The sequence below is a fragment of the Planctomycetaceae bacterium genome (assembly GCA_039680605.1).
Lineage (GTDB): Bacteria > Planctomycetota > Phycisphaerae > SM23-33 > SM23-33 > JAJFUU01.
Window position 1 is genome coordinate 51,093 of record JBDKTA010000015.1, and the last position, 15,712, is coordinate 66,804.

At 63.8% G+C, this 15,712-nt stretch carries 14 protein-coding genes and 1 tRNA gene; 1 reads left to right on the forward strand and 14 read right to left on the reverse strand.

Annotated features, from left to right (window positions below; all coding sequences use genetic code 11):
• Positions 1-24: 24 nt before the first annotated feature.
• From rplI to rpsP, 14 genes are all read right to left on the reverse strand, one after another.
• Positions 25-513, reverse strand: coding sequence for a 50S ribosomal protein L9 (rplI, locus tag ABFD92_04895; GenBank protein ID MEN6503855.1), 489 nt, complete (start codon positions 511-513; stop codon positions 25-27).
• 251 nt (positions 514-764) lie between these two features.
• The gene (gene rpsR / locus ABFD92_04900) at positions 765-1,019 is read right to left on the reverse strand and encodes a 30S ribosomal protein S18 (protein ID MEN6503856.1); all 255 of its coding nucleotides are present in this window, start codon (positions 1,017-1,019) and stop codon (positions 765-767) included.
• Positions 1,020-1,102: 83 nt separating this feature from the next.
• Positions 1,103-1,555: a single-stranded DNA-binding protein gene (locus ABFD92_04905; GenBank protein MEN6503857.1), complete on the reverse strand. Its 453-nt coding sequence runs from the start codon at positions 1,553-1,555 to the stop codon at positions 1,103-1,105.
• Positions 1,556-1,740: 185 nt separating this feature from the next.
• Entirely contained in the window at positions 1,741-2,169 is a 429-nt protein-coding gene (gene rpsF, locus ABFD92_04910; protein ID MEN6503858.1) for a 30S ribosomal protein S6, read from the reverse strand.
• Positions 2,166-2,777, reverse strand: coding sequence for an aminoacyl-tRNA hydrolase (pth, locus tag ABFD92_04915; protein ID MEN6503859.1), 612 nt, complete (start codon positions 2,775-2,777; stop codon positions 2,166-2,168). The genes rpsF and pth overlap by 4 nt, the downstream gene beginning before the upstream one ends.
• A gap of 129 nt (positions 2,778-2,906) precedes the next feature.
• Positions 2,907-3,554: a 50S ribosomal protein L25 gene (locus tag ABFD92_04920; GenBank protein ID MEN6503860.1), complete on the reverse strand. Its 648-nt coding sequence runs from the start codon at positions 3,552-3,554 to the stop codon at positions 2,907-2,909.
• 81 nt (positions 3,555-3,635) lie between these two features.
• On the reverse strand, positions 3,636-4,607 hold the full coding sequence (locus ABFD92_04925) for a ribose-phosphate pyrophosphokinase (protein ID MEN6503861.1): 972 nt from the start codon (positions 4,605-4,607) through the stop codon (positions 3,636-3,638).
• A gap of 17 nt (positions 4,608-4,624) precedes the next feature.
• Positions 4,625-4,696: transfer RNA gene (locus tag ABFD92_04930), tRNA-Gln, on the reverse strand.
• Positions 4,697-5,119: 423 nt separating this feature from the next.
• Positions 5,120-6,133 carry a MoxR family ATPase gene (locus ABFD92_04935; protein MEN6503862.1) on the reverse strand — a complete coding sequence of 338 codons (1,014 nt, stop codon included), beginning with the start codon at positions 6,131-6,133 and terminating at the stop codon, positions 5,120-5,122.
• A gap of 23 nt (positions 6,134-6,156) precedes the next feature.
• Positions 6,157-6,942, reverse strand: a complete 786-nt coding sequence (locus tag ABFD92_04940) for a TatD family hydrolase (GenBank protein ID MEN6503863.1) — start codon at positions 6,940-6,942, stop codon at positions 6,157-6,159.
• Between the two features lie 5 nt (positions 6,943-6,947).
• Entirely contained in the window at positions 6,948-7,340 is a 393-nt protein-coding gene (locus tag ABFD92_04945; GenBank protein MEN6503864.1) for a YraN family protein, read from the reverse strand.
• Between the two features lie 3 nt (positions 7,341-7,343).
• Positions 7,344-7,793 carry a 50S ribosomal protein L19 gene (rplS, locus tag ABFD92_04950; GenBank protein MEN6503865.1) on the reverse strand — a complete coding sequence of 150 codons (450 nt, stop codon included), beginning with the start codon at positions 7,791-7,793 and terminating at the stop codon, positions 7,344-7,346.
• A 9-nt stretch (positions 7,794-7,802) separates the two neighbouring features.
• Positions 7,803-8,516: a tRNA (guanosine(37)-N1)-methyltransferase TrmD gene (trmD, locus tag ABFD92_04955; GenBank protein MEN6503866.1), complete on the reverse strand. Its 714-nt coding sequence runs from the start codon at positions 8,514-8,516 to the stop codon at positions 7,803-7,805.
• A 29-nt stretch (positions 8,517-8,545) separates the two neighbouring features.
• Complete coding sequence (gene rpsP, locus ABFD92_04960; GenBank protein MEN6503867.1) at positions 8,546-8,803, reverse strand: 30S ribosomal protein S16; 258 nt, start codon at positions 8,801-8,803, stop codon at positions 8,546-8,548.
• Positions 8,804-9,437: 634 nt separating this feature from the next.
• Here rpsP and ABFD92_04965 point away from each other — a divergent pair.
• Positions 9,438-15,668 (forward strand): HEAT repeat domain-containing protein, encoded by a 6,231-nt coding sequence (locus tag ABFD92_04965; protein MEN6503868.1) that lies wholly within the window; start codon positions 9,438-9,440, stop codon positions 15,666-15,668.
• The last annotated feature ends 44 nt before the right edge of the window (positions 15,669-15,712 follow it).

Consider the following 15,712-nt stretch of genomic DNA (forward strand, 5'->3'; position numbering starts at 1 on the left):
CGCTTCGGGCTATTGATTCCTGCCTCAGCCTTCGGCGGGCGGGGGCGTCGTCTCGGGGGTTTCTTCGTCTCGGATCGGGACGACCCAGACGTGGATGGTGGCGCTGACGTCGTGGGGGAACTTGATCGTCACGTCGTACTTGTCGAGCTGGCGGATCGGCTCAGCCATGACGATGTTCTCGGCGTCGACGAAGGCCTTTTCGGCGGCCAGCGCTTCGGCGATCTGCGCAGGTCCGATGGACCCGTACAGGTGCCCTTCCTCGTTGGCTCGGGCGGAGATGGTGATCTCTTTGCCCTGCACGAGCTTGGCCTTGGCCTCGAATTCCTGGCGCTGTTTGGCGAGTTCTTCGAGGTAGCGTTGCTTGTCGGCCTCGACGGCCTTGAGGTTGGCCGCGGTGGGCTCGACGGCCAGGCCGCGGGGCACGAGGAAGTTTCGGGCGTAGCCGGTCTTGACGTCGACGACCTCGCCGATAGTGCCCAGGTTCGATACGTTCTTTTTCAGCAGCAGTTTCATCTTAGAGTCCTCTGCACGACAGTCGAAGTTTCGTGTTTTTCAGAACAACATTTACAACCGACGACGAGGACGGGGACGACGACGAGGATGAAACAACATCCTGCCATTGCACCTCATCCATTCATCCAACAACATTTCGGCGCCGAACAACCCGTGGGGCAAGCCCCGCCGCTAACGTCTGCCACCTGCGCCTTTCTGCAATTCTGGTCCCGTCCATTCGCGTCGTTCGTGACATTCGTGGACGTAATGCTTTATCCCGCGTACGGCAGCAGGCCCAGGAACCGAGCGCGCTTGATGGCGTGCTTGGTCGAGCGCTGGTGGTGGGCGCAGTTGCCGCTGCGCTTGCGCGAGAAGATCTTGCCCTGCTGCGTCAGCAGCTTGGCCAGGGCGCCGATGTCCTTGTAGTCCACCTGGGGGATCTTTTCCCGGCAGTAACGGCACTTGGCCTGCTCGCGGAAGCGGGGCTTGCGTGGGCCGGTGGTCCGTCGAGGTCGTCGTGATTGCATTGCCATTTCTTGTCCTCAAAAAGCTCGATGTCCGAAGCAGAACGCTATAGGTCCTATAGGTCCCATAGGACCTATGTTTTCACTTAAAACGGAATATCTTCGCCACCGCCGCTGGGGGCGGGGGCTTCGCTGTCGTAGTCAGGCATCGGCGGTTCGTCCGATCCGCCGCCGGCGCCGGCCGCGGATGGGGCGCCTTCGCCGCGCTGTCCGCCGCCGAGGAACTGGAACCGTTCGACCACCACGCGGTGCTTGCTGCGCTTGGTGCCGTCTTTGCCCTCCCACGAGGAATAGTGCAGCCGCCCTTCGATCAGGATCGGCTGGCCCTTGCGCATGTACTTATTGAGCGTTTCGGCGGAACGCCCGAAGCAACTGCAGTCGATGAAGCAGGTCTCTTCCTTCTGCTGCCCGTCGGGCGTGCGCCACTTGCGGTTGACGGCCAGACCGATCTCGCACACCGGAGTCTGGGCCGGCGTAAAGCTCATCTGCGGGTCACGCGTGAGGTTGCCGACCAGGATCACCTTGTTGTAGCTGGCCATATCAGGTCTCCGATTTCGGATTTCTAATTTCGGATTGCGGATTATTGCCCGCGATCCTGCTCATCCGTTGGACGTATATCCAGTCCGAACAACCCGCGGGGCAAACCCCGCCGCTAACGTTCGTTGCCCGAGTCTTTCGCGTCCATTCGCGTCATTCGTGACGTTCGTGGACGTAATGTATTTTCCTAGTCCCTGTAATCGCGATCGCGGTCACGATCGCGGTCGAAGTCCATGTCGTCCTCGCGCGGGCCTTCACCTTCGGCGCGTGGGGCGTCGGGCTTGTGGCCGCCTGTGGCGGGGGTCTCGGCGTTGATCTGTTCCTCGGTGAGGTCGTCGCCGGTCAGGATCAACGCGCGGAGGATCTCCTCGTTGAGCTGACAGTCGTGCTCGATCTCGGTGACCTTGGCCGGGTCGACCTTGAAATAGGTCAGGATATACAGGCCGCGCTTGCGCCCTTTGATCTCGAAGGCCAGGCGGCGGTCGTCCCAGGGCTTCATCGAGAGCACTTCGGCCTCGCTGCGGGCCAGGATGGTGTTGATCGGGGCCGAGGCGGTCTGAAAATCTTTGCCGGAGTCGACCAGGAACATTGCTTCGTACGTTTTGGTCTTGCTCATTCTTCTGCTTTTCCGTTGTACTTGTCCATCACGAAGGCAATCCCGTTGAAGACCCAATCCTCAACGGCATCGGCAGCCGTCTTGACGGCGATCTCGATGATCGCCGCCTGGTCCTGCGGAACCGCTTGCAGGACGTAGTCGGCACTGTCCATATTCGCCGGCGACGGGCCGATCCCGATCCGCAGGCGAGGCAGGGCGTTAGTGCCCATCTTTTGCATCACGTCGGCCAGGCCGTTATGCCCGCCGGCCGACCCCTCCGCCCGCGCCCGAAGGCGTCCCGGCGGCAGGGCCAAGTCGTCCATCACCACCAGCACGTGATGCGGCGCCAGGTGGTAAAAACCCGCCGCCATCGCCACGGCCGACCCCGAGCGGTTCATGTACTCCTGCGGCTCAAGCAGCGTCACGCGCCGCAGGGCATCGCTCCGCGTGGTTCGCACGTCCCAGGCGCGGGCGCCGAAGGCGTCACGGCCGGAGCCTGCATCGAACCGCCGCACCAGTTCGTCGACAACCCGGAACCCCAGGTTGTGCCGCGTGTGGCGATATCGCGTGCCGGGGTTTCCCAGGCCCACGACCAGGCGGCGGTCGACGACATCATTTCCAATTTCCAATTTTCAATTTCCAATTTTCAATTGGAAAAACCGCTCAATCGCAGCTTCCAATATTCCATCATTCCAACATTCCGCATTTACGCCGCTATGCGGCAATGGGCAATTGGAAATCGGAAATTGGAAATTGCCTCACTCTTTCTTCTTGCCCTCTTCCTCTTCGCCTTCCTCTTCCTTCTTGGCGCCGATGACTTCGGGTTCCGCGGCGGCGCCTTCTTCGGCGGGGGCGGTTTCTTCCTCGGTGATGATCACGACCGTGCAGACGATGGTCTCCGGATCGCTCTTGAGGATCGAGCCTTCAGGCAGCTTGAGGTCGGCCATCGTGATGACGTCGTCGACCTTCAGGGCGTTGACCTGCACCGAGAGGCTCTCGGGGATGGCCACGACGGGGCATTCGAGGTCGACTTCGGCGCTGACCTGCTGCAGCGAGCCGCCTTCGATCAGCCCGACGGGCGTGCCCTTGAGGATGATCGGGACCGTCACCTCGACGCGCTCGTCGAGGTTGACGCGCGTCAGGTCGACATGGATGACGTCCACGCCGTAGGTGTCCCACTGCACTTCCTTGATCAGGACGTTCTGAATAGTCCCGGCGACGTCCAGCTCGAGCAGGCGCTCGCCGTGCTTGACGGCCAGTTCCACCTCATGCACCGGAAGGGCGACGGTCTCGTTGGCCAGACCGTGTCCGTAGATCACGGCCGGGATCAGGGACTGTTTTCGCAGGGATCGCGAACCGTGCGTTCCGGTCCGGGTGCGGGGGTTTGCTTTGAGTTTGGCTGCCATGTTCGCTTCTCCTGTTACGGTGGCACAGCCTTTCCAGGCTGTGAAAGTCACAGGCTGGAAAGCCTGTGCCACCAAAAATCGCTAGTCCGAATGCTCGTTGTGCGTCAGGAACAGACTGCTGACGGATTGATCGTTGTGAATGCGGTAGATCGCCTCGCCCATCAACTCGGCCACGCTCAGGACCGTCAGCTTGCCGATGGCGGCTCGCTTGTCGGGGCCGATGGGGATCGTGTCGGTGACGACGATCTCGTCGAAGGGGGCGTCTTTGAGGCGTTTGGCGGCAGGACCGCACAGCACGCCGTGCGTGGCGCCGACGTAGATTTTCCTGGCCCCGCTGTCGCGGCAGAGCTGGGCGGCGCTGCAGATGGTCCCGGCGGTGGAGATCATGTCGTCCATCATCAGGACGTTGCGGTCTTTGACGTCGCCGATGATGCGGCTGACGACGACCTCGCTGCCGCTGGTGCGGCGCTTGTCGATGATGGCCAGGTCGCCGCCGAGGCGGTTGGCGTACACGCGGGCGCGCTTGGCGTTGCCCGGGTCGGGGCTGACCAGCACCAGGTCCTCAAGCTTGCGGCTGGCCCAGTAGCGGCTCAGCACCGGCTCGGCGGCCAGGTTGTCGACCGGGATGTCGAAAAAGCCCTGGATCTGCCCGGCGTGCAGGTCCATCGTCAGCACGCGGTCGGCCCCGGCCGTGGCGATCAGATTCGCCACCAGCTTGGCGGTGATGGGCGTGCGCCCTTCGTCTTTGCGGTCCTGGCGGGCGTAGCCGTAATAGGGCATGACGGCAGTGATGCGTTCAGCCGAGGCGCGCCGGGCCGAGTCGATGAAGATCAGCAACTCCATCAGCGTCTCATTGACCGGCGAACAGGTCGGCTGGATGATGAAGATGTCGCGCCCTCGCACGTCCTCTTCCAGCTTGATCATCAGTTCGCCGTCGGGAAAGACGGAGGAGTTGACCTTTCCCAACGGGATGTTGAGATAGTCGCTGATGGCGCGGGCGAGGTCGGGGTTGCCTCGTCCGCTGAAAAGCATGAGATTAGCTGGTGCAGTCATTGATGTCTCTAATGAAACTACCCGGCCAGGACTCGAACCTGGAAAAACAGGACCAAAACCTGTTGTGTTGCCAATTACACCACCGGGTAAAAGGTTCCAGTCGCTCGTCCGGCCCAGGCGCTGCCTGGCAAAAAACCCAATCGCGGCGGGGGGTCGTCCCGAGGCCTGCGCGGACGGCCGCGAGGGGCCCGCACACTCTCCGCAATACCGCCGCGAAGACGCCCGTGAGGACGATCAGGTAAATCGCCTTGAATCAGGTCCAGAGATTCTACGTTTGAAACAATCCCCTGTCAACGGACTTTGCCGCGAAAATGTTTCCCCGTGAGGAAGAAGAAGCCCTGCCACAGCCCGGAGACCAAATTAGCCGCTGAGGTCGCAGAGGGAAGAAGTCGTTTCATCTCTTTACATCCTCAGCGTCCTCAGCGACCTCTGCGGCCTAATCTATCGGCGGCAGTAATCGCATTCTGCAATAAATTGCGGGCCACGCCCGCGCCGGGCTTGCCACGTAGAACTTACTCCTGGGCGGCCGAGGGGACGCTTGCGACGACCTTGGCGATCAGGTCGTCGGTGTCGATGCCGTCGGCCTGGCCTTCGAACGACAGGATGATCCGGTGTCGCAGCGCCGCGACGGCGACGGATTTAATATCGTCCAGGGCGACGTTGGCCCGCCCGTCGCGCAGCGCCAGCACCTTCGAGGCCATCACGATGCTCTGGGCGCCGCGCGGGCTGGCGCCATAGCGGATGTATTTCTTCGTGTCCGGCGAGGCCGCGTCGTTTCGCGGATCCGTCGCCAGCACCAGGCGGGCGACATAGCCATTCACGTGCGTCGCCACCGGCACCTGGCGCACCAACTGCTGCATCGCGATGATGCCGGCGGCGTCGGCGGCGCGCGGGGCCGGCGCCGTCTCTTCGCCGGTCGTGCGGGCGATGATCGCCGCCAGCTCCTTGGCGCTGGGCGACTCGACGCGGATCTTGAGCATGAAGCGATCGAGCTGCGCCTCGGGCAGCGGATACGTGCCTTCCATCTCGAGGGGGTTCTGCGTGGCCATCACCAGGAATGGCCGCGGCAGGGCGTGCGTCGTGCGCGAGATCGAGACGGTCTTTTCCTGCATCGCCTCGAGCACGGCAGACTGCGTCTTGGGCGTGGCGCGGTTGATCTCGTCGGCCAGCACGAGGTTGGCGAAGATCGGTCCGGGGTGGAACTGGAAGGCCTTGCCGCCGCCTGGGGCCTCGACCACCACATTGGTGCCGGTGATGTCGGCGGGCATCAGGTCGGGCGTGAACTGGATGCGGCTGAAGCTCATCTCCAGCGCCTGCCCCAGCGTGCGCACCAGCAGCGTCTTACCCAGGCCCGGCACGCCCTCCAGCAGCGCGTGCCCGCCGCAGAGCAGGCACGTCAGCACGTCATGCACGACCTGCTGGTGGCCGACGATCACCGTGGCGATCGACTCGGCGATGCGGTTGTAGTCGGCCCCGAAGGCCTCGACCTGCGCGGCAAAGTCGCCGGAATTGCTTTCCTGAGCCATGGGCTCCATTCTACGCCCATCGATCAAGTTCGGTCAAGGAACCGCCGGGCGTTGGCGGTGGTCTGACGCGCGATGGCGTCGTAGCTCACGCCGCGCACCGCCGCCAGGCACCGTGCCACGTGAGCGACGTTGGCCGGTTCGTTAGTCTTCATCTTGCGCACCGGCTCGGGGGAAAGGTACGGGGCGTCGGTCTCGATCAGCAGGCGGTCGTCCGGCACGATGGCGGCTGTCTGGCGCAGGGCCTGGGACTTGGCGAACGTGACGATGCCCGAGAAGCTGATCATCGCCCCCAGGTCCAGCGCCCGGCGGGCGGCGGCGGGATCTTCGGTGAATGAATGAAAGACGATGTGGCCGCCCTCGAGCCCGGACTCGCCCACGATGGCCAGGGTGTCGTCGAACGCTTCTCGCGTGTGAATGATTGCGCCGGCGCCGAGTTGCCGCGCCGCGTCAAGCTGCTCGGCGAAGACTCGACGCTGGATCTCGCGCGGCGAGAAGTCGTAATGGTAGTCCAGCCCGATCTCGCCCACGGCGGCGAACCTCGGCTCGGCCGCCATCGCCCGCAGGGTGTCAAGATATCCCGGCGCGGCGGACTTGGCCGCGTGCGGGTGAATGCCGGCTATGAAAGACAGGTCGCGATGGCTACGGGCGAGGTCTCGTGCGGCGGCGGCCTCGGCCAGGTCGCCGGCGGCGACGATCACGGCGACCACGCCGGCTGAGCGTGCGGCGGCCAGCACGTCGTCGATGCGCTCAGCCAATCGCTCGTGGCAGAGGTGGCAGTGGGTGTCGATGAGTGGGGGCAGGTCGCTCATGTCCGTCAGAACGCTCCGGTCATGTGGTTGATCCGCGGCGGGTCCTGGTCGAGCAGCACCGTGACGATGTCGTAGCGGATGTCCAGGTCCTGCGCAGCGTGGCGGGCGAGATAATGGGCGGCGGCGCTGCGGATGCGTTTCTTCTTGCGCCAGTGAACGGCCGCTTCGGGCTGGGAGTGCTCGGCGCTGGTGCGGGTTTTGACTTCGACGAAGGCCAGCACGTCGGCGGCGTTGTCTCGGCTGTCCAGGGCGATCAGGTCGATTTCGCCGGAGGCGCAGCGATAATTTTCGGCGAGGATTTTGAGGCCTTGCTTTTTGAGAAAGGAACGGGCGAGAGCTTCGCCGCGTGAACCCACGTCGGCGTCATCGCGGCGCTTGCCCGTCCGGAAAGGCCACACGGCCTACTCCTGGGCGGGGCTTTCCGAGGCAGGTTCGTCGGCGGTCTGCTTGTCGCCGGCGGTTGCCTGTCGGGTGATCTGGCGAAGGCGGGTGGCCTTTCCGGTGCGATCGCGGAGGTAGTAGAGCTTGGCCCGGCGGGTGCGTCCGCCGCGGACGACCTCGACGGAGCTGACCTTGGGGCTGTGCATCGGGAAGGTTCGCTCGACGCCCTGGTTGTTGACGATGCGGCGGACGGTGAACATCTCGCCCATGCCCGAGCCCTTGCGGGCGATCACCACGCCCGTGAAGACCTGGACGCGTTCCTTGTCGCCCTCGACGATGCGCACGGAGACGTTGACCGTGTCGCCGATCTTGAACTGCGGCAACGTCGGCTTGATGTTGTGGGCTACGGCTTTGGCGATCAGTTCCTGGCTCACGGTCGTTCTCCCGCCGGCCGACGGGGCGGCTGGCATCATTAAAGTCTATTCGTCCTCTTCCAGTCGGGCGGCGTACTTTGCCCACAGGTCCGGCCGGCGAATCTGCGTCCGCAGGCGGGCCTGTTCCAGCCGCCACTGGGCTATCTTCTTATGGTCGCCGCCGACGAGCACTTCCGGAACCGTCAGGCCCCGAAAATCGCGCGGCCGCGTGTACTGCGGATACTCAAGCAATCCTTCCGAAAACGATTCCTCGTCCAGCGACGTTTCGCCGCCCAGCGCGCCGGGCAGCAACCGCACGATGGCGTCGGTCAAGGCCATCGCCGCGATCTCGCCGCCTGAGAGCACGAAGTCTCCCAGGCTGATCTCGACATCGGCCAGGTTCGTCCGGATCCGCTCGTCGAATCCTTCGTAATGCCCGGCCAGCAATATCAGCCTTGGCTCGGCGGCCAGTTCCTGCACGACCGCCTGCGTCAGCGGGCGGCCTTGCGGCGTCAGCAGCACGACCTTGCCCGGCGGCTCGGCCTGGGGGCGGACGTGCTCGACAGCCGCAAACACCGGCTGGCACATCATCACCATTCCCGCACCGCCGCCGAAGGGCGCGTCGTCGACGCTGCCGTATGCATCTACCGCGAAATCGCGGATGTTGGTTAAGTGGAGTTCGACCAGCCCGCGCTGGACGGCCCGGCCGACGATGCTCGTCTTGCGGAAGTCACCGAACATCTCGACGAACAGCGTGAGGATGTCGATGCGCAAGGCCATCGCAGACCCGTTTCGCCAGCGTGGCGGCGTTACTTCGAGACGGCGATGCCGCTCTTTTTGAGCAGGTCCCGCACCGTCTCGGAGGGCTGGGCGCCGACCGCCAGCCAGTGCTCGATCCGCTCGCGCTTGAGCGAGATCTGGGCCTGGGGGTCCGTTGCCCGGGGATCGTACCAGCCGAGTTCTTCGATCACGCGACCATCGCGCGGGGTGCGCGAATCGATCGCATTGAGCCGAAAGAAGCTGCGATTCCGCCTGCCAAACCGTTTCATTCTTAACCTGACAGCCACGACGTTCTCCGCATCGGCCCGCCCCGCAAAGGGCCCGGCCTGGGACTGACAATTCTCGCAAAGCGTGCGAACCACGCATTCTAGCAATCGCCGCCAACCTTGCAAGAGGATTTCTGGAAAAGACGGGGACGGGGATGGGGAGTGCGGGATTACCGGATTGGGAAAAGGATCAAGAGGATGAGATGATTGAAGAATGAAATTGTCGGGTGGCATGGCGACACGCGTTTTTGTTTCTCGCGGGTCGCCATGGGATTGAGAAAGCACTAAACGCATTGCCTGCCGCTCGGTACAATGAGCATCGCCTCGACGGTGGTCTTCCAAGGAGAACGCGATGAATACTCCAGAGCATCGTCCGCTGGACACTGGGGCCGGCGGGGGACGTGGCAAACGCCAATACGTGGGAATTGTTGCAATTCTGCTGGCCGCGATGTTCAGCGACTGTTCCTCCAGGACGGTCCCGACGAGTCAACCCGCCTCGACGGCTGCAACTGAAAGCCGGCCTGACTCGAGTCCGGCAACGTCCCGTGCGGCTACACGAAGCCAGCCGGCGAGCAAGCCCACCGTTGCGGATCTGGCTGCCGGACTCAAATCGCCTGATGCCAAATCGCGAGTGCAGGCCATCATGGATTTCGTGATGGAATGGGCGGGGGAATTACCAGATGATTCCATTCCTCTTTTTGTTAATGTCAGCCGGGACTCTATCGGTACCGTGCGGAGGGCGGCCTGTTGGTGCTTGGGCTACGCTTCAGGATGGCGAGCAAAGGAACAGGCCCAGGCGGCCTTGCTGGCCAGGCTGGAGGATCGGGATGCTGCCGTTCGCCGCGCGGCGCTTTTTTCGCTGGCGACATTAGGTCTTCCCGCTGACGCAATCGATCGCACTTTGCCGCTTCTGAAAGACACCGACAATAATGTGCGAGCAGCAGCGGTGCTGGCGCTGGGATCCACCGCGACGGAAGGCCGAGGCGACCGCAGAGTGGTGAGCCTGCTTGTCAAGGCCCTGGATGACCCCTCGCACGACGTGCGAGGGGCTACAGTGAACGCCTTTTGGCGAATGGGACCCAACGGGCAATTGGCCGACGAGGCGCTGGTCCGAAAGCTCTCGGACTCCCAGCCGCTGGTGCGGACCGTAGCGGCAGCCGCTTTGACGAAAGTCTGGCCTCAGCGTGCCTGCAAGGGCGACGTGATAGGCATCCTCGTGCAGGCCCTGAAGGGGCAGGACCCGACTATGGCCAACTGGGCGGCCAATGCGCTGCATCAGCTCGGTCCGGCGGCCGCTCCGGCTTCGGAGGCGCTTCTGGCGAGACTGGCGGATCCCAACAATGACACTGCCAACGAAGTTCTGCAGACCCTGCAAGAGATCGGCCCGGTCCTTGCCCCGCAGGTGGGGCAAGTATTGAAGGAGACCAGCGCCCGTCGCCGCGCGGCGGCCGCATTCCTTGTGGCGCAATGGAGCCTCCTGGCCAAAGGCCTGCCACAGCAACTGACCGACCAGGCGTTGGGCGACACGGATGCTGCCGTGCGTCTCTCTGCCGTCCGGCAACTGACGACGACGCCGGAGCGGACGCAGGACAAACTCGTTGATCGCCCCGCGATCGTGCGCCAACTGTGCCAGCGCGTGCAGAATGACCCGGATGCCCGCGTGCGGGCAGAGGCCCTGCGACGGATGCCGACAACGTTTCCGCCGGAGGAGGGGATCTGGCAGGCGATGAAAGTCGCCGCCGCGGACAAGGACAAGTCCGTGCGCGAGCACGCCGCTGCGGCGCTGAAGTCGATGGAAGAAGATCGTACGGCCGCCGCCCTGGGCGAGCAGCTCAAGAGGCCCCAGGCGAAGGATCGCGCCCGCGCGGCGGGGCGCGTCATCGCGGCCGGTCTGGCCGGGCGTCTCCATCGCGAACTTGCCCCTGTGCTCCTGGAGCTTCGGGACAGCGCCGATCTGCGATCCGAATCGGGTGTGGATTGGCCCGAGGCCGCCTGCAGCGCGATGGCCGAAATCCTGAGGCAAGATGCGCCGGCGAGGCTGGTGGATCAGGTCAAGTCACACCGGCAGTTCGGCGAGGGTGTATCGGCCGCGCTTTATCGCGAAGCCCTTGCCGCGACCGGGCACCCGCGCCTGCGGGGTGCGCAGGCCCTGCTGGCCCTGGGTGACCCGCGCGCTGCCGAAATCGCCATAGCGGCGCTGAAGGACAACGAGGAAGAAGTCCGCAAGAAAGCTGTCCGGGTTGTGGCTCTTGCCGGGTCCGGTGAAAGGATAACCAAAGCTCTGGCGGCAGCCTCCGGCGATCAAGGCGTATATGTAAGATCAGACGCGCTGGAGGCCTTGGCCAAGATGGGACGCCCCGCCGGCAAGAGCCTGCCCAGCTTGTTCAGGCAGTCCGCAAAGATCAGAGCGAAAAGCGACTGGCCCTCCAGCGATGATACGATCAAGACAGTCAAGTCCGTCGCCTGTGCGGCCGTCGGGGACTTGGTCGAGGCGATGAAGGATCCCGACCCGGTCGTTCGCCGCGAGGCCGCCTGGACCGCCGGGCAGATCAAAGCCAGTTGCGCCGCCGTGGGCCAGGCGCTGATGGCGGCGTTGAAGGACGAAGACAAGTCGGTTCGGTTGGCGGCGGCACAGTCGCTGGGGGAGCTGAGCTACCTCAGCCGCGACTACAAGAAACACGTGATGAACACGCTGCTGGCGCAGTTCGAAAGCCAGGGGCAGTGGCAGTATCTCTCCGCGGCGGCGTCGTTGCTGGACCACGATACTTTCTCGCCCTCGGCACGGGCAGCCATCTTCAAGGCCACTGATAGTCCCGATGCGGAGGTTCGGGCCGCGGGGGCCCGTGGTCTGGGATGTCTGATCGGCTTGTCGACGCCTCGCCAGGACAGCCCCGCCAGTGCCCCGTCCGGCGCGGCCGACGACCGCGCTATCGTGGCTGCTCTAGTCAGACTCAGCGGCGACCGGGACGACAAGGTGCGGTTGGCCGCAGTCAGCATATTAATCTGGCGGGTGGAGCTCTTTTCGCGCGACGCCCAGGTGCTGGACGCTCTGCGAAAGCGAGCGGCGGACCCCGTCGCGGCCATTCGCTGTTCGGCGATATCTGGATTGGGCCACGATAACGTGAGTGAGCGGGAAAGGGCCGAGCTTTTGGAGCAGGCCCTGAAGGATGTAGATGAGGACGTGCGGCGAACCGCTATCGAGAGCTTGTTCCAGGCAGCCGTGGCGCAGGGGCGGGCAGACCTTATCGAACGCGTGCTGAATCTGCGGGATGAGCACGAGGTCTTATATGCTTTTAGAGTATTGGGGGACATGGCACAATCTGATGGAAGGTATCTGCCCGAGCTGAAACGGCTCTGCAGGCACCCGAGGATCATGGTGCGACGCCACGCGGCTTCAAGCCTGCCCCAGGGCGAGGGGACGCCGGCGATGCTGATCGATCTGCTGGATGATGAATCCAGCGTCGTGGCTTCGGCGGCGCTGGCGCACCTTGATGATCAAAAGGAATTGTGGAGGTCCGATCCCGCCATCATCGACAAGGCCTTGCCCGCCTTGTGCCGATGCCTGAAGGACCCCGACATCAGCTTTCGGGGAGGTGCGGCAAACATGCTGCAGTACATCGGCCCTCAAGGAGCAGTGGCTGCGCCCTTGCTGGCACGGGGGATTTATGTTGTCGAGCCATATTATGGTCATGACAGCTTCTATTTCCCATGGCAGGCGGCAGTGCCGGAGTTGCTCGAGGCCCTCAAGCACCTCGACTGGCGCGTGCGACTCCAGGCAATGCAGGCCCTGAAAGAGATCGACCCACTCCCGCAGGATGCAATCGTCGCCATTATGGAACGACTCAATGGCGACGACGACCCGGCCGTTAGGAAATCTGCCGAACAGGTTTTCGAGAAGGTCCGGATCGCCACGCCCGAGCAAGTTGGAGCGGCTGCGACGGTTCTTAAGAGCGACCAGCCAAAACTGCGCCGGACGGCGGCGCAGGCATTGTCGGCCTTTGTCCAGACCCCTGATTTGTTCGACGACCATAGCGTCCGCTCCAGGCGTGGCCGCCGTTTGGCCATCGAAGCGCTTGTCGGACTCGTCGATGACCCTGATGAGGAAGTGGCACTGGCGGCCGTCAACGGTCTGGCCAAGACCGAGAACCAAAGAGCAAAGGAGGCTTTGGTTCGCGCGAGCAAAAGCTCCCATGCGGCGATACGTCTGGCGGCTGGTCCTCCCGCCAGCATCACCGACCCGGATCCTCGGGTGCGGGCGGCAGCGGCAGACCTGATGCGGGAAGATTCGGATGTGCCCGCGTTGGTCAAGGCCCTGGAGGACAAAGACGAGGACGTGCGTCTGGCGGCGGCTTTGGCTATCTGGAATGTCAGGACTGATTCCGCCGCGATGGAGGCCGCCCTTCCGGTATTGGTCGCGGTCCTGAAGGAGAGGCTTGGCTGCGAGCCTTCGGGCAGCCCGGACGCTGACATGGGCAGGCCATTGCGGAAGTCAATCGATGCGGAAGCTACCAAGATCGTTAGATCCCTGGCTTGGACAGGATCATTGGCCAGACCCGCGGCGGACACCGTCATTGAACTTCTCATTCAGGGAAAACTGGATGATGAAGACGTCGCGTACTGGTTGGAGAACGTGGGGGTCGAGCCGGTAAGTCTGCCGCGGCTGATCGCCATGCTCAAAGACCCGGCGCGGACCGATGTGGCTGCCAAGATAATCCGCTCGATGGGCGCTAAGGGTGCGCCGGCGGCCCCGGTGCTTGTTGAGGCGTTCAAGGCCAACAGGGGCGCCGCTGAAGACGTGCTCTCTGCCCTGGCCGCGGTCGACCCCGGCCGGGCGATGCAGGAGGCGCCGGCCATCATCGCCCTGATGACCGCCGAGCCGTGCCATGTCGACGACTCGATGATGTTCAAGCCCTCGCCATCGGCGCCCAGCAGGATTTGCCGCATTCTGGTAGAGATCGGCGCTCCTGCCGTGCCGCTGTTGCTGGAGGCCCTCAAGCACAAGGACGCCCGTGTGCGGCGCGACGCGGCAGCGACCCTGCGGCGGATCGATCCTTTACCCGTGCAGGCGGTTGAACCGCTCCTGGCGGCGCTGAAGGACGGCACCTGGACCGTCCGCCTGCAGGCGGCAGAAAGCCTGATAGAAATCGCTCCGGATCGGCCAGAAGCCCTCGATACCCTGCTGGACCTGCTGACATGGGATGACGTGCAGGCCCGATCCGACGCCATGCGGAGCCTGTGGCAGATGGGCCCGCTGGCGGCGCCGGTGAAAGATGACCTGCTCAAACTGGCCGGAGGCCAAGACAAGAAGCTGGCGGCAATGGCGCTGCAGGCATTGGGGCGCATCGCCCCCGACAGCCCCGGTTTGCTGGCGGTGGCGGGTGATTCCCTCAGGAATGACGACACGTCCCGCACGGCACTGAGGATTCTGATCCAGTCCGGCTCTGCCGCTAAGCCGTACCGGATGCGGGTTGTAGAGTGTCAGAGTTTCCTCAACTCGACGCAACTCGACACGTTTCTGCTGGCGACGTGCCTGAGCCGCCAGGAGGTTTTGGACGATCTGCCCAGGGACCGCGGCTCAAGCGGATGGCAATACCATCGCGATAAATGGGTGCAGGCCAATTCGTCCCGTCTTGCGGAACTGGGGGGCTTGTACATCTCCTTGCTTGCCAGCGACAGCGATGATATGGCGGGATTGGCGGCCTCGCGCCTCAGTCAACTGGGTCCGGGCCCGTGCCGCCAGGCGATGAAGGCCCTGATTAAGACCCTGAAACGCCAAGGCCTCGAACGGGAAGATTGGCTATGTCCCGGTGGGGACCGCTTCTGGACGGTCGCCAATGTTCGTTCCGCGGCCGCTGAAGCGCTAGGCCAGATCGGATCTGACGCTGCTGCGGCTGTGCCGGCGCTTATGGACGCGCTGAAGGACAGATCGCAGAGCGTGCGCGCATCGGCGGCTATGGCATTGGGCAGCATCGGCCCCGCTGCCGCAGAGGCCGTGCCGCTGCTGAATGCGATGCTGTCCGAGACAGACCTTTGGAGCCTTGCCCCTGCCGCGGCAGCCTTGGGAAACATCGGTCCCAAAGCCTCGACCGCACGGGCGGACCTGGAGAAACTGCTTGCACACGATGACATGTGGGTGCAACTGGCAGCCGCGGAGGCGCTGCTGAAGATCGCCCCTGCGCACCAGGAGGCCCTGGGGCTGCTGGAATCGATCGCCCGTGACGTTGAGGATGATCGCCGGTTCCAGGCCGCCTGCGCGATCGCACAGTGCCCGGCCCAGGTCGACAAGGGCATCGCACTGCTGGAGGCCTTGGAGGGCCCGACGGAAGAGGTGGTCAAGATTCTGGCCGCTCTGGGTCCCAAGGGCAAAGCCGCCCTGTCGCGCCTGTGTGCCAGCGGTATGGACTCTCCCGACGCCATCAAGGAATTGCTGCGAGTCGACCCGTCCAACACTGCTCCGCTGCAGAAACTGGCCAGCGCGGCGATGGACCGCAGCATTCCCGTCCGCCGACGTCGCGAAAGCATCTGGACACTGGGCGAGGTGGGGCCGGTAGCCAAAACGCTGGCGGTGGCGGCCCTGGAGCAGGCGCTGGGCGATCCTGATATTCAAATACGTTCTGCCGGCGCGGACGCTCTGGCGACAGTGGATCCGGAGAATGAACTGTTGGCTAAGGTATTGGTCGCCAAGCTGACCGGGCGCGATCCAAGCCAGGCTTGGGATGGGTTATTGAAAGCGTCCAAGCTCAAGCAGTCGCGAAGGGTTGAAATCATGGTAAAGGCCCGGGCCATAGGAGTCCAAGACCAGCGAACGCGGCAGTATCTCCACAGCGAGTCGAACGAGCTTAAATATTACGACCAATTTTGGGATAGCTCCGCGACACTTCCGTGAAACGTTCAGCTAATGCCGCCGCTGCGGTCGATAAGCAATTGAGA

Coding starts and splice junctions, on each gene's coding strand:
- rpsF (MEN6503858.1), bottom strand. CDS start 2,169: ATGAGCAAGACCAAAACGTACGAAGCAATGTTCCTGGTCGACTCCGGC.
- ABFD92_04965 (MEN6503868.1), top strand. CDS start 9,438: ATGGAATGGGCGGGGGAATTACCAGATGATTCCATTCCTCTTTTTGTT.
- rplS (MEN6503865.1), bottom strand. CDS start 7,793: ATGCCAGCCGCCCCGTCGGCCGGCGGGAGAACGACCGTGAGCCAGGAA.
- trmD (MEN6503866.1), bottom strand. CDS start 8,516: ATGGCCTTGCGCATCGACATCCTCACGCTGTTCGTCGAGATGTTCGGT.
- rplI (MEN6503855.1), bottom strand. CDS start 513: ATGAAACTGCTGCTGAAAAAGAACGTATCGAACCTGGGCACTATCGGC.
- ABFD92_04940 (MEN6503863.1), bottom strand. CDS start 6,942: ATGAGCGACCTGCCCCCACTCATCGACACCCACTGCCACCTCTGCCAC.
- rpsR (MEN6503856.1), bottom strand. CDS start 1,019: ATGCAATCACGACGACCTCGACGGACCACCGGCCCACGCAAGCCCCGC.
- ABFD92_04920 (MEN6503860.1), bottom strand. CDS start 3,554: ATGGCAGCCAAACTCAAAGCAAACCCCCGCACCCGGACCGGAACGCAC.
- ABFD92_04935 (MEN6503862.1), bottom strand. CDS start 6,133: ATGGCTCAGGAAAGCAATTCCGGCGACTTTGCCGCGCAGGTCGAGGCC.
- ABFD92_04905 (MEN6503857.1), bottom strand. CDS start 1,555: ATGGCCAGCTACAACAAGGTGATCCTGGTCGGCAACCTCACGCGTGAC.
- ABFD92_04925 (MEN6503861.1), bottom strand. CDS start 4,607: ATGACTGCACCAGCTAATCTCATGCTTTTCAGCGGACGAGGCAACCCC.